Here is a 25,363-nt window from a genome sequence, read left to right on the forward strand (position 1 = left end):
TTCTCCATCCCCTACTCACCCTCCCGGTGAACAGTATTCGGAGAAAAGGCCGGAGTACAAACCGCAATATACTCTGCCCCTTCACTTCCTGGCGTACTATAGCGCACCCATTCTCCACGATTAATAATAATTGCTTGACCCGCCATCACATCAAATATTCCCTCTTTCGTTTCCACCCTCAAACACCCTCGCAACACCACCGTATATTCATCAAATTCTGGTATTTGTCCCGGTTCGCTCCAACCACTAGGACTTTGCATTTTCGCAATACTAATAGCACTCGTTTGCGAGTTCACATTCCCCACAAATTCCTCAATGATTTTCGGTGGAATGCCTACTGCATTTATTTGGGTTGGTGCGTTAATTAAAGTAGTCATTGATTTAATTGATAGTTAATAATACAATCTTACCACAAATTTGAGTTTATTCATCTTTGAATTCTTCAAGTCCGCGCAGGTATTCGCTGAGCTTTTTGAAGTGTTTACACTAAGCTTGTCGAAGTGCGGACTTTGTTTGTATAGCCGCGATTTCCATCGCCCAAAGTTCTAATTACGAACAATTGGCACAGTGAGAGTTACCGTTGTTTCCTGTTGATAGACACTCGTAATCGAGAACTCTCCTCCCGCCAATTCGACAATTTTCTTTGCAATTTTTAAGCCCATACCAATACCCTGTTGCTCATAACTTTTGCGTTCAAACTGCATGAATGCACCAACCTTAGCAATTTGTTCTTCTGTCATACCTCGCCCTAAATCATGTACAGATAAATGCAGCATCTCCCCTACGACTTGACTACTAATTTTAATCGTTGTCTCTGGTAAGGAAAATTTCAGCGCATTATCAACTAATTCATAAATAATCGCTGATAGATATCGCTCCGATATAGCGATTTCCGCTTCCTCAAGTGCAAATATGAGATCGTTACTACGATTGATACTCTCAGCATAGGATTTTAACCCAGCTTCAATGGTAGTAGCAGAAAATTTACTTCGCACAGATGCGATCTTTTCCGGCCGACTTGCGGATAATTCTAATTCTAAATAAATCAGGAATTTTTTCGTTAATTTTTCTAAGCGACGAGCCGATTGATCTGCCCATCCTAACATCTCACGGATTTCGGTAACATCCATCTCTTCGAGATCGTCCCCCAGCAACCCAATCGTGCCTAAGATACCATTGAGAGGCGTATTCAATTCATGGGATAGACTAGAAGCTAAGTTACCACGCAGTTCATTAAGGTTGCTTTCTAAGAACTCAATCGTATTTTCTTGGATGCGCGATAAGCTCTGGATGTTGTCATACTGTTGCTTAATTCTGAGCATTGAATGGACGCGGGCACGCATTTCAATCCCATTGACAGGTTTACTAATAAAGTCATCGGCACCGGCACTTAGACAATGGGCAAGGTCTGATTTTGAGTTTAATGCTGTCACCATAATAATTGGAACTGCTTGCCATTTTGACATGGCTTTAATGCGCCGACAAACTTCGATGCCGTCTATTCCTGGCATCATCACATCCAGCAAAATTAGATCGGGATTGAAGGTATCGAGGGATGCGATCGCATCTTGACCGCTAGCAGCGTAATGTAATTGATAATCCTGTTCTGATAACAGAGTTTCTAGTACATCAAAGTTATCAGGTTCATCATCAACAATTAAGATAGATAATTGGCTCATAAGAAGAAGGAAGAAGAAAGATTTAGTTATCTAGGAGAGAAGGATTTAGGGTTGCTATATTTCCCAAAGTGATTTGAAAAATGGCTCCTTGTGGTTGGTTGCTACTGACAGAAATTTCACCTCCATGTGCCTCAATGACCATTTTACAAAAAGCTAAACCCAAACCTATTTGAGATATCTCTGGCATCAAAGTTCCAATCTCGTATTTCTCAAAAATATTGTGCCGCAATTTATCGGGAACACCCTTTCCAAAGTCGATCACCTGGATTTTGGCATCGCCAGATGTCAGAAATTCTAGATTCACGATGATTTTACTATTAGATAGAGAAAACTTAATTGCATTCGAGAGGAGATTATCCAGCGTTCGATGTATCATGGTGGCATCAACAGAAACTTTCTTGGTAGGCGCTTCTGGTAATTGAGTGACCAGTGACAGATTTTTTTGAGCGGCGATCGCTTCAAAGTTTGATAAGACAGAATGTATCAGATCGCAGAGATCGACCTCCGTGTAATTGAGACGAATTTTACCAGATTCGAGTAAAGAAATTTGCAATAAATCATCAATTAAAACCTGTAGTTCTTGTGCTGACGAGTAAATTCGAGTCAGTTTGCTTTGTTGTTTTTCTCTGGGATATTCTATGCTTTTTAGGAGTTCCAGGCCAAGTAAGATACCAGCCAGGGGATTGCGTAAATCATGGACTACCATTTTAACCATATCTTCCCGCAATTTGAGTAATGTTTGCAGGTGGTCATACTGGTGCTTAATTCGCAGCATAGAAAAAACTCTGGCACGCAGTTCAATCGCATTGACAGGTTTACTGATAAAGTCGTCGGCTCCGGCATTTAGACACTGGGCAAGGTCTGATTTTGAGTTTAATGCCGTCACCATCACGATCGGAACCGCTTGCCATTTTGACATAGCTTTGATTTGCCGACAAACTTCGATACCATCTATTCCTGGCATCATCACATCCAGCAAAATCAGATCGGGATCGAATATGTCGAGAGATGCGATCGCCTCTTGACCGTTGGCGGCATAATACAATTGATAGTCTCGCTCGTTCAAGAGAGTTTCCAGCACATCAAAGTTATCGGGTTCATCGTCAATGATTAAAACGGATGGTTTTTTCATGGGTTATCAAGGAAGAAGGAAGAAGGAAGAAGGAAGAAGGAAATAGTTAACAGTTAACAGTTAACTGCATCTAAAAGCTCCTGAATGGTAGCTGCCAATTGTTTCAGTTTGACTGGTTTAGTCATATAATCATTTGCACCTGCTTCTAAACATTTTTCGCGATCGCCCGTCATCGCTAAGGCAGTTAGGGCAATAATCGGAATATTAACCAAGTTAGGATCGCGGCGAATCTGTCTCGTTGCCTCTAGGCCATCCATTCCCGGCATTTGAATATCCATTAAAATCAAGTTAGGCTGGTGAGTTGTAGCACAATCAATGGCTTCTTGACCATTTTTTGCTAACAGAATCCGATAGCCCTTTGCTCCCAAATAGCTGGAAAATGTAGTGATATTCGCTTCATTGTCTTCTGCTAGTAAGATTAAAGGAGATGTTAGCTGTTCGGGCTGGGTGGGTTCCATCGGAGTTGCACCTTGGGATTCTAGATCGGACGTTTGGCGAGGGCTTAATTCAGTTGCAGAGGAAGGCGCGATCGCACCATAGGGAAGGTCAATTGTAAAGCAACTTCCTACCCCTATTTTGCTAGTTAGCCCGACTTCGCCGCCGTGCAATTCGACAATGCGTTTCACTAAAGCTAAGCCTAAGCCTGTTCCTGCATATTGACGATTTAGAGCACTATCAATTTGGATAAAAGGCTGAAATAGTTTGTTAATGTTTTCTGGAGCAATACCAATGCCTGTATCAATGACAGCAATTCGCAGGTAGTTCCTCACTTCTACCCCCTCTAGCTGGGGTTTTATACCTAGTTCTGGCTCGAATGTCGTCTGGAATAAACTCACCTTGGCGATCCCTTGAAGGGAGGGAGGGGTGAGAACCGTTTCTCGCTGTTGACGGCTGACTTCTAGGGTGATGCGTCCTCCTTCTGGGGTGAATTTTACCGCGTTGTTGAGGAGGTTAATTAAGACTTGACGGATGCGGCGTTCATCAATCAATAAATCGGGCAGATTCAGTGGCAGTTTCATCTCTAACTGGATGCGTTTTTTGAGCGCCAGTTGTTTGATGAATGTCAGACTGGATTGACAGAGATAATTGAGAGAAACTGTAGTGTAATCCAGTTCCATTTGACCCGATTCAATCTTGGCTACATCTAAAATGTCGTTGATTAATTCTAGCAAGTGAGAGCCACTGCGATCGATGGTTTGTAAAGCTTTAATTTGTGGTTCGTTGACGATACCAAAGACTTGCTCTTGTAGCCCTTCACTCATACCTAAAATGGCATTGAGAGGGGTGCGGAGTTCGTGGCTCATGTTGGCAAGAAATTCGTCTTTAAGCCTTGTGGCGCGGATTAATTCTTCGTTGGAAATCGCGAGTTGGGCGTTCGTTTCAGTCAGTTGGGCTTCAGCCCGCTGACGTTCTATCAGTTCTTGCTCTAATTGCTTAAAAAGATTAGACTGCTGAATGGCGATCGCTAATTGGTTAGCCGTTTGTTTAAGTAAGTTAATTTCCCAATCTTCCCACTGGCGCGGACGGTCGCATTGATGGGCAATTAGCAATCCCCAAAGGGTTTGATTTTGAATAATTGGCACTACCAGTTTAGCTCTTACCTGGATATCTGCGAGGAATTCAATCAAGCAGGGTAAGATTGACTGGTTTTCATCTTCGCGTAGGCGCTTCGCCGAGCCTTTGGCATCGGTGAGGACATATATTCTTCCCCGTACATAGCGATCGTAATTCGCTTCTGGGAAAACTTCTTCAGGAAAGACAATATCGAGAATTTTAGGCCAATTTGGCGAAACAGATTCGGCAATAGCAGCCCCCGTCCCTCCTGGAAACACGCGATAGACTAGCACTCGATCCGATCGCAAGACGTGATGGAGTTCTTGCACAGTCACATTGAGAATTTCCTCTAGATTCAGGGACGATCGCATCCGCTGGGTGATCGTGCTCAGCAAGCGTTCCTGTTCTGCCTGTTGTTGCAGCTTGAGTTCAGCTTGTTTGCGATCGCTGATATCCCGACATACACAAATTAATAATCCATTGTCTGTAATGGTCTTGGATACTCCCTCGGTAAAGGTAGAACCATCTTTACGGATGGCGATCGCCTCTCCTTGCCAAGCGCGATCGTTTTCTAGCATAGGGAAAACTTCCTGTTCTAAACGTTCTAATTCCTCTGGAGGATAGAAAGATTTCCAGGATTTACCTACAAGTTCTTCAGGATGTTGATAGCCAAACAGTTCTACATGGGATTGATTTACATAGATGTATTTATCTCCTTGAATAATCCCAATGCCATCGATCGCCGCCTCAATTGCTGCTAGTTGCTGTATCATTGCTTGTTCGTTCTCTTTGCGATCGGTAATGTCTTGGATCAGAGCAAGTATGTAGGTCGGAACGTTTGGCGAGCCTTCAGTCAAGTCGTCGTTGTTCGATAGGATAGAAGTAGAAAGGGCGACAGTGCGTTTCTGTCCATCTTTACATTGGATTTGCCTTTCCTGAGCAATTAAGCTTTCTCCTTGTTGCATCTGTCTCAGGTTGGCGATCGCCTGTTCCTGAGCCCAAGCATCTGGGTATACACTTTGATACCATCCCAGACGGTTAATTTCTTCTAAGGTGTAGCCCGTAATCGCTTGCATTTGCTGATTCCAGACTGTAAAGCGAATAAAAGGAAATGTTTCTATTTCATGGAAAACGCATAGCCCTTCCACCATGCTTTCTAGAATTTGTTGACGGAAGTTATTTTCCTCTTGAATAGCGGCTTCGGCTTGTTTGCGATCGCTAATATCAAAGTTAACTCCAGTCATACTCTGGGGATTACCTTGGGCATCTCGCGCCACCACTCCATAAGCTTTAATAAAGTGGATGCTGCCATCGGGATGCAACACCCGAAATTCGGTATCAAATTCTGCCTGTCCTAATACAGCTTGGCGGATTAATGTGTCGTTAGAGTTGCGGTCATCGGGATGTAGCCCGTTTACCCAAATGTCGTAGACCAAACGACTATCAGATGATTTAGTGACTCCATACAGTTCGTACATCCGCTCATCCCAAAGGAGGATGTTTTGTACAATATCCCATTCCCAACAGCCGATCGCCCCTGATTTGAGTGACAAGGCGAGGCGTTCCGATAGTTTCTGGCGTTCGATCTCAGCTTGTTTGCGAGCGCTAATATCAAAGTTGACCCCGATCATACTCTGGGGATTGCCTTGGGCATCTCGCACCACCATTCCATTGGCTTTAACAAAGTGGATGCTGCCATCGGGACGCACGATCCGATACTCGGTATTGTATTCTGCCTCTCCCAAGACAGCTTGGTGAAGTAATGTTTCAGTGGAGATGCGATCGTCGGGATGTAGTAGCTCGTTTACCCAAGTATCGTAGTTTATAAGGGAATTAGATTGTTTCGTGAGGCCAAACAGTTCGTATATCCGGTCATCGCCAAGGACGGTGTTCTGTCCAATGTTCCATTCCCAACAACCGATCGCCGCAGCTTTGAGTGATAAGGCGAGGCGATCCGATAGTTTCTGACGTTCGAGTTCAGCTTGTTTGCGATCGCTAATATCTTTGGCGATGCCTAAAAAGCCGATAATTTGGTGATTGGCATCCTTGAGGGGGGTAAGAGATAGCGACACAGGAAAGCGAGAACCATCTTTGCGAATATAGCTCCACTCTTCTTCGCCGATCGTGTCTTGGCGGGCTTTGGCAACAAAAACTTCAAAGCCAGGGGGAATATCTTGCCCCAGTTCGATAGAGAGGGAAGCTGCCCGATCGATTACCTCTTTTACATCGTGGAGGATTGCGGGTGTGACTTTGCCTACCATTTCTGCGGCACTGTAACCCAGCATTACTTCGGCACCGGCATTAAAAGTCTGAATAATTCCAGTTAAGTCTGTGGAAATGATGGAATAATCAGCTCCATCGAGGATAGCGCCTTGCAGGCTGTTAACTTGGGAAAGCTCTTGGGTGCGTTCTTTGACTTTGGCTTCTAGCTGTTGGTTGAGTTCCCGAAGTTGTTCTTCAGCCTTTTTAAGTTCAGTCAAATCCGTATTGGTACCGGAAATCCTAATGGGAGTGCCGCGATCGTCTCGCAAAATAAAACCACGCGAAATGACTGGAACATAATGTTCTTGTTTGTGCAGTAAACGAAACTCGACCTCGTAATACTCAATACCATTTGTTATTTGTTGTTGCAAAAATTGATTGACCCGATCTAAATCATCAGGGTGCATCCGTTGCTGCCATAGTTCGGGCGCAGCCTCAATTTCTTCAGACTCATACCCTAAAATTCCCCACCAACGAGGAGAGTAGTAAATATCATTTTCAATCAGATTCCAATCCCACCAACCGTCATTGGAGCCTTTTAAAACTAAGCTTAATTGTTCTTGAGAACGGATTAGGGCTTCTTCGGTCTGTTTGCGTAAGCGAAGCTCGCGGCAGGCTGCGCTAATATCTCGGATCATAAACAGGGCTTCATCTTCGCTGCTTTTGACAACTCTGACTTCTTCATCTTGAAAGCGATCGCCAATCTGCACCTGTTGTTCGTAAACTTGTAGTTCTCCTGTGCGTAGGGCTTGTTTTAGATAATGTAAATGTCGGTCTGCAATCTCTACTGGCACTAGATCCACCATCGCCAAACCAACAGTATCACAATCTTGGGGGAGAAAGTCGATCTGACGATTGGTTGTCACGAACCCCCGATAAATACCATCGGCACTCATGCGAAACATGAAGTCTGGAATGGCTGATAAGATGGCTCGGCTTTGGGCTTCGCTCTGGATCAGGGCGGCTTCGGCTTGTTTGCGATCGGTAATATCTCGTACCAGTGCTAAAACTTCGTCTTTACTATAAGGAACAACTCTGATCTCTTCGATTTGCTTTTTACCATCAATATCGAGTTCTTGTTCGTAAATCTGGATAGAATTCATGTCTAGCGCCCGTTGGATAAAATCCATACGTTTTTGTGCCGCATCAGGAGGCAGGCTATCAAATACATGGCTTCCCACCATCTCAGACAAATTCCCCACTACGGGAAAGTTAGAAGAAGTGGTCACAAATTCTAGGTAAATACCTCTGCGATCGATCCGCATCATTAAGTCGGGGATGGCAGTAATTAATGCTCGTTGATGGGCTTCGCTCTGGATCAGGGCAGCTTCAGCAAGTTTGCGTAAGCGAAGCTCGCCGCAGGCATCGCTAATATCTCTAGAAATTTTTGATGCGCCAACGATCTTGCCAGTGGCATCTTTAATAGGAGAAACCGTTAACGAAATATCAATTAACTTTCCATCTTTATTTTGTCGTACCGTTTCATAATGATGAATGACTTCTCCTTGCCGAACTTTTTCTATAATGAATGATTCTTCATCCTTGAGTTCATTAGGAATCAGTAGGAGTATCGATTGACCGATGACTTCCTGAGCCTGATAACCAAATAGTTTTTCTGCCCCTTTATTCCAGCTAACGATCTCGCCATCTAAAGTTTTACTGATGATGGCATCCGCAGACGACTCGACAATAGCTGCTAGTTGAGATAGGGCGATTTCTGCTTGCTTGCGATCGCTAATATCTGTCACCGTGCCTACATAACCGACTACTTGCCCCTCTGCATCCAGTTCGGCAACAGACTGGCCATATACCCACGTCACCACACCGTCGGCACGTTGAAAACGATATTCAAGCTGGAAAGGGCGATTTTCTTGAGCAGATTGATGCCACTCGGCGGCGATCGCATCGCGATCTTCTGGGTGTAGTCCTTGTCGCCATCCTTCTCTAGCTGCGGTTTTGGGATTAAGTCCGCTGATCTGACACCAGCGATCGTTAACATAGATGCAGTTACCGGCAGCATCGGTGCGAAAAATCCCTACTGGAGCGGCTTCTACTAGGGTGGCGTAGCGTTCTTCGCTGTCTCGTAGCTGGTTTTCTATTCGTTGTCGCGTGCTTAGTTCTTCCTGTAATTGTTGGTGCGTCGTAGCTTGTTGAAGGGCGATCGCCAGATGTACCGCTAAGGCTTGTAGCAGTTCTACTTCTTCCGGTAGCCACTCGCGGGCGTACTGGCTTTCGCTGACATTGAGCAAGCCCCACAACTCATCGCTACGGAGCAAAGGTACGATAATTTTGGCTCGTGTCTGGAGGCGGATCAGCATTTGCCGGTGACAGTCTGACATTTCGGTAGTGAAGATATCCGGTACGACGCGAATCCGCCCCTGACGATAAATCTCAGCTTCCTGTTGCTTAAAGCAGGTATCGTTAATCCGTTCGCCTAGTAGAGACAGGGGCGAGTCGGTAGATTCTGCTACAACAATGGTTTCCCAATCTGCTTCAAACTGCCAAATATTGACGCGATCGCAGCCCAGCACTTGCCTTATCTGTTCTACAGTTGTATCCAAAATTGTTTGCAGGCTTAGGGACGATCTAATTTGCGTGGCTACATCTGCGACTAATTTCTCTCGCCCGGCCTTGGCTTTGAGGGCGATCGTTCGGGTTTCTACTTCCTGCTCTAATAGATTTTCCAGTAGTTGAACCTTCTCCGTTTCTAGGCGCACCACTTTCTCTTCCAACATCTCCGCTAGCTTGTAGAGTTCCAGCGGGTTGAGGGCTTGCAGTAAACTGGTCTGGGTGACGATACCTAATAGTTCGCCCTGTTCCCCCGTGACTGCCAACCGATTGATTAAGCGCTGCTCCATGAGCTGCTGTACAGTCCAGAGCGAATCGTCGGGTTTAACGGCGAAAATCGGCGTACTCATTACTGCCTGTGCTAGATAGATTTCTAGGCTCAAACCCAAGGCCTGAAATTGCACAATATCGCGCTCGGTAACAATCCCTACGGGAATTTGCAGGGGTTCAGCGGGGCTACTAGCTGATTCCACAATCATCACAGAACTGACGCGAGTTTCTGCCATCAGTTGGGCGATCGCGAGCATGGAACTATCCGGTGCAGCACAAACCACCTTATTTGTCATCACCTCTTCCACCATACGCAACCGCAACAGGTCAATTGGTCGGGAGGTTTGCCGCAGACTTTCGTGAGTCACTAACCCTACCAGGTGGTTGTACTCATCTACGATGGGTAAATGGCGAATGTGGTGGTGTTGGAGCAGGTTAATGGCAAAAAACAAGTCAGTGAAGGCAGACTCGCGTAGGGTGACGATGGGGTGTGCCATCACCTGTCGCATCACCAAGCTGTCTAGGACTTGCTGCTGGGCGCTCAGCCGTACTACGTCTCGCTCAGTCACAATCCCTAGTAACTGGTCGTTTTCCACCACTAACACGCAGCTAGATCGCGCCTCTAAGTGGAGGTTATCCATTTGATCGTCAGCCGTTTTAGTGGTTTGGCAGATAGTCCGCACGCCGCTCATTTGGGCGATCGCATCCCTCACTGTGGTATCGGGCGAAACTACTAAGGGTTCCCGGACGATCGCAGACCTGAGTTCTACTGGGGTGAGAGCCGTAGTACGAATGAACATGAGTTTTATCGGGTTTTATTGCTGATTATTCTCTTGAATATTTTGTTTTAAACAATAAGAGGCGATCGCGTAGCTTGGATTAAGCCATAGTAAGGGGAGGAGTTACTTATCTACACTATATTATACTTTGGGACAAGCTGCATTGGTGGATTGGCTAACAATTATTTTGGCAATTTTGAGTGCGATCGCAGTGTTCAAATTTAAAATTAATTCAGCGTGGTTAGTGATACCAAATCTGGATTAAATACTTTATTCTTTAGTCCGCGTAGGCGGACTTCGTTTGTGTAGTTGCGATTTCAATCGCCGAAGGATCTTGGACTCGGCGGTTGAAACCGCTTCTATACAAACAAAGTCCGCCTACGCGGACTGGCATATTCAGATTAAGGTAAGAACTATTTGCGATCGCGCAAGAACATGGAGATGTTAAAATCATTGGTATGAAGCTAACCCAGCCGGATTTTATTGGAACTTCCAGCTCAATATACCAATAAGGAGACTTAAGCAAAATGCGAATTTTAATGATGGGTGGCACTCGATTTATCGGTGTTTATTTAACTAAAATTTTAGTAGCCCAAGGCCATGAAGTGGTGCTATTTAATCGCGGTAAAAAACCAGAACCAGTTGAAGGTATAACACAAATTCACGGCGATCGCACCGATGCTTCCCAACTCAAAGAAAAATTATCATCAGAAAAATTTGATGCTATTTTTGACAACAACGGTCGCGAATTAAGCGACACCAAACCCCTAGCAGAGATATTTAAAGGTCAAGTTAAAAACTTCGTTTACATGAGTTCTGCGGGAGTTTATTTAAAGTCGGATCAATTGCCTCATATTGAAGGTGATGCCACCGATCCAAAGAGCCGTCATTTGGGTAAATACGAAACAGAAACCTATCTCAAAGATGCTGGTTTGCCTTGGACTTCCATTCGCCCTACTTATATTTATGGGCCGCAAAACTATAACGATTTAGAAGCATGGTTTTTTGACCGTATTGCACGCGATCGACCTATTCCCATTCCTGGTAATGGAATGCACATCACACAACTAGGTCACTGTCAAGATTTAGCTAAAGCAATGACCGCTATATTAGGCAATGAAAAAGCCATAGGACAGATTTATAATGTCTCAGGCGATCGCTACGTTACCTTTGACGGTTTAGCCCGCGCTTGCGCCGCCGCCGCAGGCAAATCAACTGATATAAAAATTGTCCATTACGAGCCCAAAAAATTTGATTTTGGCAAGCGGAAAGCTTTCCCCATGCGCGTACAACACTTCTTTGCTTCAGTAAATAAAGCCATGAGTGAACTCAACTGGAAGCCAGAATTTGACTTAGTTTCTGGGCTAAAAGATTCATTCCAGAATGATTATTTGACCTCTGGGCGTGACAAAGCTGAGATTGATTTCTCAGTAGATGATGAAATCTTGCAAGCAGTTCAAAATTGACTTAATTAGGACTTACGTACAATCGCAGTACGGCCGCCTTCTAGGCGGTGACTTGACCGCGCCTGAAAAGCAGCCGTACTGCGATCGTGCGTAAATCCTGTTAATATTATCTAGGGTAAAGTGGGTGCTACCAGTGAATTATTTTTCTCATTTGCAGGATATAAATAATGGCAGCACCCACCCTACAAGCTTAACTAGGTAAATCTCATGCAGGGAACCACACTCGGCAGCCGCTATAATATTATCCGCCACTTGGGAGGCGGAGGATTTGCCCAAACTTACCTAGCTGAAGACAAGCAGCTACCAGGTAATCATCGCTGTGTTGTCAAGCAACTTAAACCTCAAGCTACAGATCCTACAACTTTACAAATAGCTAGGCGTTTATTCGATACTGAAGCGCAAGTATTGTATAAATTAGGCAACCACGATCGCATCCCCCAACTTTTCGCCTACTTTGAAGAAAATCAAGAATTTTATTTAGTTCAAGAATTCATTGAAGGTCATAATTTAAGCGAAGAATTAACCCAAACTTCCCTAAGCCCAGGAAGGTTAAGCGAAGATGAAGTTATTTATTTATTGCAAGAAATTCTAGAGATTTTAGACTTTGTACACCAGCAAAATGTCATCCACCGGGATGTTAATCCCCAGAATATCATTCGGCGAGATAGTGACGGCAAGTTATTTTTAATCGACTTTGGGGCTGTCAAACAAATCACCACCCAAATCATCAATTCTCAAACAAATAATGGCTTGAGTATTAGCATTGGCACTCCTGGTTATATGCCTAGCGAACAAGCTCACGGCAATCCCAAACCTAGCAGCGATATCTATGCAGTTGGCATGATTGGAATTCAAGCCATTACAGGGGAGTTTCCCCATCAATTACCAACAGATCCCGATACAGAGGAAATTATTTGGCAGACGAAAGTATCAGTTAGTCCTGAATTTACGAAAGTTTTAGATACAATGGTACGCTATGATTTCCGACAACGCTATGCTAATGCAGGTGTTGCTTTGGCAGCTATTAAAGAATTAAAAACTCCTCTTTGTGCTACTGCACCATTTATACCTATATCTACTCCCACAAAGACGACAAAAAAACGCGCTGATATCTATTTAAAAAGCGGTCTAATTATTGGGCTAATAGGCATCGGTATTGCTGCATCTGCCTATCTTGTCAATATCTTTAATTCTGCTAATGCTACTGAGTTACACAGTAAAGGTAATACTCTTTATAATTTAAACAGATATGAAGAAGCACTGGTGGCTTATAACCAAGCAATTAAAATTAAAGGAGACTATGCTGAAGTTTGGAAAGATAAGGCTAAGGCGCTCTATGAGTTGAAGAAATATAAGGAATCTAGAGAAGCTTGCGACAAGGCAATTCAACTCAATCCTGAATACTTGGAAGCCTGGACAGAGCGAGGTTATGCTCTCGATAATTTGCAGCAATATCAAGAGGCGATCGCATCTTTTGAGAAAGCTTTAGAAATTCAGCCTAACTATCCAGAAGCCTGGAAAGGAAAAGGAGATGCGCTGTTAAATTTGCAGCGGTATGAAGAAGCGATTGCTTCTTACGAAAAAGCGGTTAAATCTCAGCCAAATTTCTATGATGCTTGGTATAGTAAGGGATTAGCTCACCAAAGGTTAAAACAATATCAACCCGCTTTTGAGGCTTATAAAAAAGCGGTAGATTTAAAATCTGATAATTCTAAAGCTTGGTATAATTTAGGGAATGTTGAGCTAGAATTGAATAAAAATCAAGAAGCGGTAGAAGCTTATGAAAAAGCTGTGCGCTTTGAGCCTACTTATTACCAAGCTTGGTACAGTAAAGGCATTGCGCTGATGAAATTAAGACAATATGAAGATGCAGCAAAAGCTTATAAACAGGCAGTAACATTAAAAGGAAATTATTACCAAGCTTGGTATAGTTTAGGCTGGTCGCTGCACCAATTGCGCCGCTATGAAGATGCGATTGATGCTTATAATAAAGTGCTGGATTTGCAGCCAAGAGAATATCAAGCTTGGTATAATAAAGGGAATGCGTTATATAATTTGAAACGTTACGAAGATGCGATCGCGTCTTATAACGAAGCCGTATATGTCAAGCCCGATCATTATGAAGCTTGGTACAGCAGAGGTAATGCGTTGTTAGAATTAAAACGATATCAAGATGCGATCGCATCTTATGATAAGGCAGTTAGGTATAAGCCGGACTACGGAGCAGCAATAGAAGGGAAAAAGCGGGCCGAAAGTCAGCTAGGTTTGTCTGACTTAACCCCTCAGCAATAAAACAGCTCTGGCTTTACAAGGGAGGTGAGGAGAGTAACCTCTTCCCTCTTCCCTAGCCCCTAGCCCCTAGCCCCTAGCCCCTAGCTATAAATAGATTCATTTTTTTCTGGCCATAGGTAAATAGCCCCAGAAATCAACGTCAGGAGCACAGAAATCCAGAAAGCCACTAGAGAGGGAATTACCCAGACATCAGGGAGAGGAGCGATTAAAAGTGCGATCGCGACTATTTGACTAACTGTTTTCAACTTTCCCCAAATATTAGCTCCCGAAATCGTAGTTTTATTGACACGCCATCCCGCGATTGTTAATTCCCGTCCTAAAATTAAAAATACACCCCAAGCAGGAACTTCGCCAAGTTGAATCAATGCTAATAACGGCGCAAGTACCAGTAACTTATCCACTAAAGGGTCTAAAAATTTACCTAAATCGGTAATTTGATTGAGTTTCCTAGCTAAGTAACCATCCAGCCAATCCGTACCCGCCGCTACGATAAAAATCCCTAAACAAATCCAACGAGTTTGGAGAGTTGGCTGTTGTAAACCATAGAGAAGAAAGGGGACTCCCAGCAAGCGAGAGAAGGTGATCCAGTTAGGTAGATTCATATATATTGTTAACAGTTAACAGTTAACGGTTAACCGTTAACCGTTAACAATTCGCAGACTATTTAGCAAAATTATACCCACTTAAAACTTAATTAACAAGCACCGCTTTTATGAAGTACAACCCAAACTGTTTTCCAAATCAAGTTGAGGTCATAAATAACAGACCACTTATGCTGATAATCAATATCCATCCGCACAATGTCTTCAAAATCTTTGACCGTCGAACGTCCGTTTGCTTGCCATTCACCAGTAATACCAGGCTTGACATTTAATCGCATCCAGTGGTGGCTTTCATAATTAGCAACTTCATCTTGAGTTGGCGGTCGAGTTCCTACCAAACTCATATCTCCTATCAGTACGTTCCAAAATTGCGGTAATTCATCCAAGCTAGTACAGCGGAGGAAACGCCCTACTCGTGTAATTCGAGGATCGTTCTCATTCTTAAAAATGTGACCTTTGGCTTCGTTATTGACTAAATGCTTTAGAGTTTCCGCACCGACAACCATTGAACGGAATTTCCAAATTTTGAAATGTTTTCCGTTAAAACCGCAGCGAACCTGACTGTAAAACAGTGGGCCTGGGTTGTCGAATTGCATTGCGATCGCCACTGGAATTGCCACAATCGCAGTTAGGGCTAATCCTACCAAAGCTCCCAATATATCAATCAAGCGCTTTGCGAGGCTAGTTACAGATGGATGAACTGGCTCGTTGGACTGATGAACTGTGTAATTGTTATTGAGGACAACTAACACATTGATTGCGGATATTAGGGGGAAATTAGATGTGGTATTCACAGCTTGCACTTGGTTTTTCTAAAGGTCAATAAGCCTTCACGTAAATATCTTACGAAACTTACTTAGGAGAGAGAGCATATATATGTTCAACTTTGCATAATCTTTAAAAATACCCTAGGCATTGTAAAGTTATTGTATATTTACTTTTTAGAAAAATAAGTTTTTAGTGAAATTACTGAGGAGTACCTAAGCTTGTGCCGTAACGCCGCCGGGACGGCGGTTCTTTAATACCGACAAGATGGCGGCGTTACAGATTAAAAGGGCGATCGCTTTAAACCTCTACTAGAGATTGAGACAGAGGCTCTTCTAGCTTTTGCTGACTGCTGGCCATCAGCCTACCGAAGTATTCCCGCAGATATTTAGCCTGCTCTTGATTGAGTCGATATTGGCGATCGCCTACCCGCTCAAACAGCGGCGCAGATCCAATCATTGCCAACTCAGGATTGCCCCTAGAAGCAGAATTTAGCAACAGCGCATCTTCTTCAGAAGGCAACAGGCCGGGAGGCAATTGACCCTCTAAAATTGGCAGAATCCTTGGTAAGCAAGTACGAGTATTAATCCCTCGGCGCTCCAAAGTCTGCGTAATTTCACTGATACCGAGAGGAGTGACGCTAAAGGCCTGCATCAGTTCCCAAAGCAGAAAATAATCGCTGTACTGCTGACGGGGCCCATCTAAAATTTGGGGATAAAGAGGTAAAGTTGCTAAACCCCAAGCAACGCGACCAATTTTCGATTTTGGGGAAGCAGAAACAGAAGGAATATCGGCATTGCTTGGGCGTTGCCTGCCGTAGGCATCGTGAATTACGATCGCATTAGAGAGTTTCTGGCGTAACCAACGAGCGATCGCCGGCCAAGAAGCATTTCCCCCCGTACAAATAGCTTGATTAATCGCTACTGGGGACATTCCAGCCCGACTTAGCATAGCGTTAACTTCCCGATTTAACTGTTGAACAAAAGGCACTAACACCTTATTTTCTAAATCTCGCCGCTTAACCTCCCAACGGCGATCGCCAATCTCCAAATTAAAGCGGTCTTGGTGCTGTAAAATCACCTTCAAATTTGCCGCCGCCGCCAACAGTTCCAATCCCAAAGGCGAACTCTCTAACCGCTGCTGTAATTGCGATCGCGCCGCCACATCCGCATATCCCCCTCGCGGCAATTGACTTAACGGGCCAAAAGATTCATCCTTGAGCAGCAATTGACAGATAATATCTTGGTCAAGAGCATTGCCAGCATAGGCAAAACTATGACAAGTAAAGTGCGAATAAGTTAAATTTTCCACGTTCTCAGGCAAATCTACCAAAGCTAATTCCGTAGTTATCGCCCCAGAATTAACAATTAAAGTACCGCCCGGTGCGATTTTAGAATTGAGATTTTGAAGTTGAGATTTAGCTTCACCAAAATTAGGGGTTAATTCCGAAAGCAAAGTTGCGATCGCATCCTCAACCACAAAAACATGAGAACTATCCGTCACCAACCCCGCACCTAGCACAGCCTCCCGGAGGTTGTGGCGGTAAGCATCAGACCAACCAGTAGGAGTCCCCAAAATCACACCTCCTAACTCTCGCAGTGCAGCATCTAAGAGCGAGTCCTCCAGTCCCACAGCGTGCGATCGCGTAGCTCCAAGCCGTAGACATCGTAAACCGATCCCCTTCTCACCCGCCGGATTCAATGCCGCTAACAGCGCCCCCAAACCATGCAATACCGAAGCTAGAGAAACATCCTCCTGCTGCGACCACTGCAACATCGGCTCAAATAGATCGGCCTCTTCACTCTTTGTATTCTCGTCCTGTAAAGCAGAACTCACATAGGGAATACCAATCTTCAAATAGCGCTTAAAATTTTGCAGTAAAAGCCCCTCTTCCTCCAAAGGCAGCCCCTCCTCATCCCCAGACTTAACAACCGCCTTCCCGGCCAACAGAGACACCACAGTAGGAATGCGAAAGCACTCAGATTTAGAATTTGTGCCTTCCATCTCCCAATAAATGGGATAAACCTCTCTACTCTGCCGATTTAACAGAGCCGCAGAGAGCATAGTCGTACCAAAATCAATCCCCAAATACCAGTTAGAGCTTGGAGGATTTGAAGACTTGGGACTAGGGATGGGGAAGATGGGGAAATGGGGAGAGGGGGAGATGGAGGACAGAAATCTCCCCTCTTCTCCTAATCCTGGCTGCTCCTCTGCTCCTCTGCTCCCCTGCTCCCCATCTTCCTCATCAAATAACCCTACCTTTTTTTTTTCACCGCCTGGAGTTTCCAGACTGCGTGTTACTTTACCTGTAGTTTCCACCTGTCGCGAATTTAGATCCGGCCTAGGCGGGTAATTGAGCGGCGTTGCCTCCGCCTCCATTAAACTTGCCAAAATATCTTCTAGGGTCATGCTGGAAGGATCTCCCTGAGATAACTCAGCAGCGGCGGTTTCCACATTTACAGAATAGGGCGCTGCTGCGACTGGCATTTCCAAAACTTCTGCAAATAGGTCATCAAGGCTGGTCATTTCTTCTTCGGCCGAGAGGATAAAGGGATTTTCTGCTTCCATTGGAGAGAAGTCGCTAAAAGTAAATGGTTCTGGACTGGCAAAGCTGCTGGATACTTGCGGGAGATCGCTATCGCTTCCTTCCAAACTGAAAAGGTCAGCCTGCAAACGTTCTAGCGTATTGCGATCGAGTAAGAGTGCTTGATCTTGCTCCTCCTCTGGTGGTTCTGCGGGCAACAAATTTTCGTCAGGGGATGCTTGGACGTAAATATCGGCATCCCAATCTGCTAGCGCGTCATATTCGGTACTTTCCTCGGAACTACTGTTAACAGCGTTAATGGTTTTAGGCTGTCGGATTTCTCTGGAGACGGTTTTTACGACTGTGTTTGGAAGTTGTACCTCTACAGTCTCGTTCGCATCCTCATCTCCGAAGACATTGCTTAGATCCGCAAGTGTCTCACGGCTAGCTGGGCCATCAAGTTGTGGCGGGGCTGCGGGTGCGGGTGGTTCCGAATCTAATTCGAGCAATGTTTCGCCGAATAAGCCTGCATCTGCGATCGCTGGGTTATCCGCGAAATTAGCAGCGACGAATTCTGAATCTTCTGCAACTAGAAAATCTTCCAGAGAATCATCGCTATCAACATCAGTTAGAGTTGATTCAGGAATTTGATTAGCTTCAATATTGGGAGATTCTAGTAGAAAATCTTCCAGAGAATCATCGCTATCAACATCAGTTAGAGTTGATTCAGGAATTTGATTGGCTTCAATATTGGGAGATTCTAGTAGAAAATCTTCCAGAGAATCATCGCTATCAACATCAGTTAGATTTGATTCAGTAATTTGATTGGATTCAATATTAGGAGATTCTAGTAGAAAATCTTCCAGAGAATCATCGCTATCAACATCAGTCAGATTTGATTCAGAAATTTGATTGGCTTCAATATTGGGAGATTCTAGTAGAAAATCTTCCAGAGAATCATCGCTATCAACATCAGTCAGATTTGATTCAGGAATTTGATTGGCTTCAATATTAGGAGATTCTAGTAGAAAATCTTCCAGAGAATCGTCGCTCTCAGCATCAGTCAGATTTGATTCAGGAATCGGTGCTGAGGCAACATTGGGAGTATTTACTGCCTGAGACTCGAAAATCGAGACAGTAGAAACATTTCCTCTCTTACCAGAAGTTTTCTCTGGCTGCTTTGAGATTTCTACAGCAGGCGTAAAGAGGCTGTCATATAAATCCTCCACTTCTAAATCCTCCACTTCGTTGCTTTCGGCAATCATTGCCTCAGATGGCGTTTCAGCGGTGGAGGATTCTACGCTAAACAAATCATCTTCTGGGGGATCGATCGACTCTTCCTTAGTAACTGAGTGCCTGATTTCCTCTCTGTCGTGTCTTAATTGTGCAAACTGAGGAGATAGTTCAGTTCCCGGATAGGGCAGTTTTTCCTGTTCTCCGAGTTCGTCGAGATCGCTTTCATTCTTAGGCGTTTGTTCTTGACTTTGCCTACCTACAAATTCCTTTACGGCTACCTCCTTTTGAGAGAGGTTTCCCAGGGGTACTGTGGTGTCGGCTGGACGAGTTGCTGTTTCTATATTGGCTACAGGGATCGACGACTGCACATAAGATGAGGCTTCTCTGCCCAACTGTTCTGCCAAGTGGCTAACTAAAGCCGCAAACATGGCTTCACCCTGCTGTCCCAAACTGTGCATTTTTTCGAGTCCTTGGGACAAGGATTCTTGATAGGTTTGCAGATTTCTTTGTAGAGCCTCAAATACAACAGTGAGGGTGGAATCGAGCCTCATTAAGTCGCGATCGGATTGTGCCTGTAGCAGCCGTATTTGCTCAATGCGCTGGGCGGGAGTGAGCAGTTGTAGTTCCCCTGTTAAAGTTGCATTTGCCTCGCCTGTTGCCGAAGCTGAGGTCAACTGTGGGGACGATCCTCCGCTCAGGAGATTGTTGTGTAAGAACTGAGCTTCCAGATTACTAAGGGCTTGGGCGACATCGCGAGCCAAACTTTCTTGCAAGCGGGCCATTAGTACCTGCAAGAATTCAGAAATGATTTGTTGTTGGTTAGCTTGCTGCTGAGCTAGAGAGTATTGATCTTGTCGTCGCTGTTCTAGCTGTTTAATTTCAGAGGTTAGGGCTTGCTTTTCTTGTCGTAGAGCTTGTATGTCATCTTGTAGCGGTTGCGTGAGATTTGTACGCAGGGAGCTCATTTCTCCAATCACGGCTTGCAAGATTTGCTCGGCCGTTGAGCGAACATTGCTATCGGTAGGTACAGGTATATTGGGTTCGCGATGCCTCGGCCTTGCAACTTCGCCATCGCCTTGCGGTAATCCAGATTCCTGGCCCACATCTTTCTGAGTCAGGTTTTCACGTACAACTAGCTGTTTCGCTTCCTGTTGGGATAAATAGTTGCGAATCCGATCTAAAACTTGGCGCTGGTGGACGGTTTCGACCGAAGCCATCCAAGGTAGGCGCGGGCTAGGCTTGCTGAGTACCTCGTCAATATCAGCAAGGAGTGCCTGAATTTGATCCTGTTGAGAATTCAAGGGTGGAACCTCTACCAAATGCGGCTAATGCGAGAGATTTCGACTCATACTGGATATCTTGACTGATACTTTTAATTTGGACAATCTCAGACAAGCTGGGACAATCCAAATATGGCAATCCTATTACTAGGAAAGGTGAACAAAGCTATTGCCGTGAGACAATGGCGCTTTTTAATCTCCTGGACACCTGCAAACATTGAGGACTACGCCTATAAATAGGTACGCCTGTGTTTGCTGGTAGCAATCATCCGCGAAAGCGGTGAGTGCATGAACGTAGTCCCAAGTTGATGGGACTGATGAAAAGCCGAACCGTTGGTTTCTGACTTATCTAAAATTTTACCTTCTGAGGGCGCAAATTTTCTACCTGACAAATTTGCTGCATCGAATTACGGGTTAAAAATTTCAGGCATTTTGCGGAAAAGTCTTGAAAATGGTCTTCCTAGTAATTACTCAAGCGATGGGAGTTTCCACCGATGGGGGTTTGGGCAGCCGACGAATGTACTCCCTCAACACATGAGACATGGTGACATCTTTGTGGTTGGCAAATTCTTTTAGTTTTTCTAGTTCATATTGGGTAAGCCTTAAGACTAATTTTTTATCTTTATTCATGGCTAGACGTTAATGGTACAATATTTGGATGGTAACATGGGAAGTTATTTGGGATTTGCCCCATTAGGCAAGAGCTATAGCAAACTTTGGGCTATCATAAGCTGTGGATTTTCCTTTGATGCTGACTTCTGGCAGGTTAGTTGGGCTTTTGCAGGCACTCAAGTCTCGCCAGTGCTGTTCCTACTGTGTCGGCACTTTCTGGACTCACCTGATGGGAAAATCAAATAGCATTTTTATTACTTGTTGTCAAGACTGGCGCGGCTAAAAATTTCTGGTGTTTAAATGTTGCGCCTAGCTGCAATGATAGCTTTGGGCTATGAGTTCTCAGAACCGCTTTCTTTGAAAGTTGGCTGCTATTTCTAACCTCCACCGCATCTCTTTCGTGCGTTTATTAATAAAAATGGCCTCATGGATGACCGCTACCCCCCCCGTGATTCCCAGTCCAACGTTCATCAATTAATGCTCTCTACTGCTTTTTTTTCAGGCTTGCCTGAGACTGTAACTGATAGAGCAACTGTACACATCGTTACCCGCAGCCATCCGGCCAACCAGGTGATTTTGTTGGAGAACGACTGGGGCAGTTCAGTGTATTTCATTTTGGATGGTTGGGTGAAAATTCGCACCTACAACTTAGACGGTAAAGAAGTAACGCTCAATATTTTGGGCAAAGGAGAATTATTTGGCGAAATGGCGGCGCTCGAAGAAGCCCCGCGCTCAACTGACGTAATTACTCTCGCCCCGACTTTAATCGGTAATATGCCAGCTCAGGATTTTGTTCAGTTAATTCATGCCGAACCCTTGGCTGGGATTCGGTTGGCTCAACTGATGGGGCGACGGCTACGCCAAGTAAACCGACGGCTGAGGTTGCGCGAGTCGGACAGCACCTCACGGGTGGCAGATATTTTGTTATTTTTAGCAGAAGGCCAAGGGAAATCCTCTTTACAAGGAGGAACGGAGATTCCTAATCTCCCACACCGAGAATTGAGCAGTCTGAGTGGCTTGGCGCGGGAAACTGTCACGCGGGTACTGAGCAAGCTGGAAAAAAAGCAGTTAATTCGCCGCGATAAGGATGTCCTTTGCATTCCAGATATGCACGCCTTGGAACGCTTGTTAGTATAAAATTAAAGGGCTTAGCAGTTAATAGCTTGCTAACTGCTAATTGCTAGTTGTTATTCAGGAGAAATCATGACTTTTCACAAAATTTTTGTGGGCTTAGATGATTCAGAATTAAGCCACCAAGTCTTCACTCAAGCTTTAGATTTAGCGGTAGCTAACAAAGCTGAAATGATGTTATTTCACGGCGTTATTATTAACCAATTTGGAGAAAGGGGAATGCCAATCCCGGTCGATTTTGCTATGAATTTTGAGTTGGCAGAGCAAGCTTACCAAGCTCAGACTTTGCGGGTTGAAAAGCAGTTAGAACAAGGGAAAGCGCAGTTAAAAAACTACTATGACGCAGCGGCTAGCCAGGGCATTAAAGCCGAATTTGACTGCCAGATGATTGAGGATGCTGGTCATTCTATATGTGAATTTTCCCAGAGTTGGGACGCTGATTTAATTGTATTGGGCAGGCGGGGTCGCACGGGATTAGCAGAGGTAATGCTTGGTAGTGTCAGCAATTATGTTTTACATCACACTAAATGTGGGGTTTTAGTGATTCAAGCGCATTAATAATTAGGATTTTTGTGGCATTTATCGGGTCTAAAATCTAAAATCTAAAATCTAAAATCTAAAATCGGATGAGTGATTATTTTGAAGCTGGCAAAGCATCTAGCCCCGTGAATTCGCCCAAAACTGAGAGCGAAAGTTATGAGATGGAAGGTTTAGAGCCAAAAGTGGAGCCTGCTGTGGCTGGCGATTTTTCTGGGCCTTTAAGCATGGTAGAAACGGCTTTTCTTGCCAGTACCGCTAGTTTAATTTGGCTAGTAAATTATTATTTTCCAATGGGCCCGCTGCTGCGGATTTTTTTCCCGGTGCCGATCGCTCTGGTATATTTGCGATGGGGTCAGCGATCGGCTTGGATGGGAGCTTTGGTTTCTGGGTTGTTGCTGTCTGTGCTGATGGGCCCGACTCGCAGTATTTTATTTGTAATTCCTTTTGGGTTGTTAAGCGTGCTTTTGGGCGGACTATGGCGGCGGGGAGCTAGCTGGTCTGTTTCGATTGGTTTGGGCGCTATTGTGGGTTCCTTTGGTTTCTTTTTTAGGTTTTGGCTGCTTTCGCTACTGCTGGGGGAAGACCTCTGGCTTTATATCACCAGTCAAGTTACTGAACTCGTAGAATGGGGCTTTGTGAAGTTAGGGGTGCTGGCTGTGCCGAGTCTAACTTTGGTTCAGGCGATCGCAGCAGGGATGATCGTACTTAATAATATTATCTATCTATTCGTTGTACATCTAGTAGCTTTACTACTCCTAGACCGCTTGGGAAACCCCATCCCCCGCCCGCCAAATTGGGTGCAAGTTTTGATTGATTATGAGGATTAATGGCTAATGGCTAATGGCTAATTGCTAATTGCTAATTGCTAATGGCTAATTGCTAATTGCTAATTGCTCCCCTGCTCCCCTGCTCCCCTGCTCCCCAATCCTTTGCAACAAAGCCTAGTTAATGATTAAAGTTTATACTCAGCTCGAACAGGGACAGAGGTGGCTGGAACGGTATCGGTATCGCCAAGCTGTGTTTGCCTGCGTTTTGGGATTTACTGATACTGGTTTAATTCCTGGGATTTCAGCAGCGGGGGCTACTCCGGCTGACCGAAAATATACTTGTTTGGCAGATGCGGAATTTCTGTACAATGGCCCCCGCAGTCAGCCAAAATATCCCTTACCGCCTCTTGATGCTGGTGCGTCGCCGGTGCTGATATCCCGCGCTGTGGTGGAGAGTTTGGGCATTCCTTTGTACTTATTTAATGCTGGTTTGCCATTACCGCCGCCAGTTCCGACTATTGATTTGGGCGGTACTCCGGCTAAATGCGTCTCTTCTGGAAACGCTTTAGAACTTTCAACTGTAAAGCATTTGCTAGAGCAGGGTTTATTTTGGGGGGAAGAGTTAGCGGCTAAAAGCAATGGCGGCTATGTAATTTTAGGTGAGTGCGTAGTTGGGGGAACGACTACTGCTTTAGCAATTTTAGTGGGTTTAGGTATTGCTGCTGCGGGTAAGGTTAATAGCAGTCATCCTAATTGCAATCACGCTCAAAAGTTGGCTGTAGTGGAAGAAGGAAGAAGGAAGAGGGAAGATGAAAATCTCCCTCCTGCTCCCCTGCTCCCTCGCTCCTCCGCTCCCTCTCTTTCCCTGATAGCGGCGATGGGCGATCCGATGCAAATAGTAGTGGCGGGGATGGCGATCGCCGCTAGTCGTAGTTCTGGGGTGATGCTGGCTGGGGGTACGCAAATGTTGGCTGTTTATGCTTTGATTGAGGCGATCGCGCGTGAATATTCGCTTTTATGGCATCCAGAACAAATTGTAGTGGGAACTACGCGCTGGGTTGCTGAAGATCCTACTGGGGATACTGTGGGATTAGCTCAAGAAGTTGGCGCTGTGCCTCTTTTGGCTACACAATTGAGTTTCGCTAGCTCTCGCTATCGGCAGTTACAAGCTTACGAACAGGGATATGTTAAGGAAGGGGTCGGTGCTGGAGGATGTGCGATCGCTTCTCACTTAACCCAAGATTGGAATCAAAATCAACTCCAAGAAGCTATTGAAGCTTTGGCAGACCGTTATCAAAAAATTATAGGTAATTGCTAATTGCTAATTGCTAATTGCTAATTGCTAATTGCTCCCCTGCTCCCCTGCTCCCCATCTCCCTCTTCCTTCTTAAGAATGAATTCTTTTGGCTAGTAACTGCTCTTCCAAAGCGGCAATACGATTGTAAGCTGCTGTTAATTGAGCAGTTAGCCTTTGGATTTGGATATCTGCTGTCAACTCTTTTTCCAGACTTTGAAAATTTTTGTCTGAGAAATATTCGTCTAAAAGTACGTCCTTGTGTTCTAGAACTGGATCGAGGCTGCTGTAGCTGCGGTACGAGGTGATTTTGTCTGTTAACCGCAATCCACCTCGATCTGTTCCTTGACACTCAGTTAGCTTAGAGTCGCAGACTGACTCGGTAAATTTGTCGTTCAGATGTTCAATAATTTTATACAGGGAGTCCACTTTCTGACTCAGTGCGGTAATTTGTTGTCTGATCTCTTCCATAAAATATTCCTTTTATCCTTATTTATTACTTTTTCATGGTAAGCATTATTTTCCCCAAGTGTGAGTTATCACTGAATTATTTAATTTTTGAGATAATTCTTCCTCAATCTCTACTGAAAGATAAAATCTTGAGGAAAAA

At 44.7% G+C, this 25,363-nt stretch carries 16 protein-coding genes; 7 read left to right on the forward strand and 9 right to left on the reverse strand.

Going from position 1 to position 25,363, the window contains the following annotated elements; translation table 11 throughout:
- Positions 1–11: 11 nt before the first annotated feature.
- From PY364_RS09635 to PY364_RS09650, 4 genes are all read right to left on the reverse strand, one after another.
- Complete coding sequence (locus tag PY364_RS09635) at positions 12–377, reverse strand: cupin (protein ID WP_275522104.1); 366 nt, start codon at positions 375–377, stop codon at positions 12–14.
- Positions 378–545: 168 nt separating this feature from the next.
- Positions 546–1,679: a hybrid sensor histidine kinase/response regulator gene (locus PY364_RS09640; protein WP_275522105.1), complete on the reverse strand. Its 1,134-nt coding sequence runs from the start codon at positions 1,677–1,679 to the stop codon at positions 546–548.
- 22 nt (positions 1,680–1,701) lie between these two features.
- Positions 1,702–2,811, reverse strand: a complete 1,110-nt coding sequence (locus PY364_RS09645; protein ID WP_275522106.1) for a hybrid sensor histidine kinase/response regulator — start codon at positions 2,809–2,811, stop codon at positions 1,702–1,704.
- 53 nt (positions 2,812–2,864) lie between these two features.
- On the reverse strand, positions 2,865–10,265 hold the full coding sequence (locus PY364_RS09650) for a PAS domain S-box protein (protein WP_275522107.1): 7,401 nt from the start codon (positions 10,263–10,265) through the stop codon (positions 2,865–2,867).
- A gap of 506 nt (positions 10,266–10,771) precedes the next feature.
- On the opposite strand from PY364_RS09650, the gene PY364_RS09655 reads away from it, so the two are divergent.
- A complete protein-coding gene (locus PY364_RS09655; protein WP_275522108.1) occupies positions 10,772–11,710 on the forward strand; it encodes an NAD-dependent epimerase/dehydratase family protein in 939 nt (312 codons plus the stop codon).
- Between the two features lie 207 nt (positions 11,711–11,917).
- On the forward strand, positions 11,918–14,002 hold the full coding sequence (locus PY364_RS09660; protein ID WP_275522110.1) for a serine/threonine-protein kinase: 2,085 nt from the start codon (positions 11,918–11,920) through the stop codon (positions 14,000–14,002).
- 80 nt (positions 14,003–14,082) lie between these two features.
- Here the strand turns inward: PY364_RS09660 and pgsA are convergent, their stop codons facing one another.
- From pgsA to PY364_RS09680, 4 genes are all read right to left on the reverse strand, one after another.
- Complete coding sequence (pgsA, locus tag PY364_RS09665; protein ID WP_275522111.1) at positions 14,083–14,604, reverse strand: CDP-diacylglycerol--glycerol-3-phosphate 3-phosphatidyltransferase; 522 nt, start codon at positions 14,602–14,604, stop codon at positions 14,083–14,085.
- A gap of 92 nt (positions 14,605–14,696) precedes the next feature.
- A complete protein-coding gene (locus tag PY364_RS09670; protein ID WP_275522113.1) occupies positions 14,697–15,407 on the reverse strand; it encodes a sugar transferase in 711 nt (236 codons plus the stop codon).
- 262 nt (positions 15,408–15,669) lie between these two features.
- Positions 15,670–20,430, reverse strand: coding sequence for a hypothetical protein (locus PY364_RS09675; protein WP_275522114.1), 4,761 nt, complete (start codon positions 20,428–20,430; stop codon positions 15,670–15,672).
- A gap of 450 nt (positions 20,431–20,880) precedes the next feature.
- Complete coding sequence (locus tag PY364_RS09680) at positions 20,881–21,039, reverse strand: hypothetical protein (protein ID WP_007357030.1); 159 nt, start codon at positions 21,037–21,039, stop codon at positions 20,881–20,883.
- 12 nt (positions 21,040–21,051) lie between these two features.
- Between PY364_RS09680 and PY364_RS09685 the strand changes: the two genes are divergently transcribed.
- From PY364_RS09685 to cobT, 5 genes are all read left to right on the forward strand, one after another.
- Positions 21,052–21,267, forward strand: a complete 216-nt coding sequence (locus PY364_RS09685) for a hypothetical protein (RefSeq protein WP_275522117.1) — start codon at positions 21,052–21,054, stop codon at positions 21,265–21,267.
- 180 nt (positions 21,268–21,447) lie between these two features.
- On the forward strand, positions 21,448–22,158 hold the full coding sequence (locus PY364_RS09690; RefSeq protein WP_275522118.1) for a Crp/Fnr family transcriptional regulator: 711 nt from the start codon (positions 21,448–21,450) through the stop codon (positions 22,156–22,158).
- A gap of 66 nt (positions 22,159–22,224) precedes the next feature.
- Positions 22,225–22,710, forward strand: coding sequence for a universal stress protein (locus PY364_RS09695; protein WP_275522119.1), 486 nt, complete (start codon positions 22,225–22,227; stop codon positions 22,708–22,710).
- 68 nt (positions 22,711–22,778) lie between these two features.
- Positions 22,779–23,519: a DUF2232 domain-containing protein gene (locus tag PY364_RS09700; protein WP_275522120.1), complete on the forward strand. Its 741-nt coding sequence runs from the start codon at positions 22,779–22,781 to the stop codon at positions 23,517–23,519.
- A 121-nt stretch (positions 23,520–23,640) separates the two neighbouring features.
- A complete protein-coding gene (gene cobT, locus PY364_RS09705) occupies positions 23,641–24,777 on the forward strand; it encodes a nicotinate mononucleotide-dependent phosphoribosyltransferase CobT (protein ID WP_275522122.1) in 1,137 nt (378 codons plus the stop codon).
- Between the two features lie 69 nt (positions 24,778–24,846).
- Here the strand turns inward: cobT and PY364_RS09710 are convergent, their stop codons facing one another.
- Positions 24,847–25,224 (reverse strand): hypothetical protein, encoded by a 378-nt coding sequence (locus PY364_RS09710; protein WP_275522125.1) that lies wholly within the window; start codon positions 25,222–25,224, stop codon positions 24,847–24,849.
- Between the last annotated feature and the right edge of the window lie 139 nt (positions 25,225–25,363).

The sequence above is a fragment of the Kamptonema sp. UHCC 0994 genome (assembly GCF_029167235.1).
In the GTDB taxonomy this organism is placed as follows: Bacteria; Cyanobacteriota; Cyanobacteriia; order Cyanobacteriales; family Microcoleaceae; genus Kamptonema.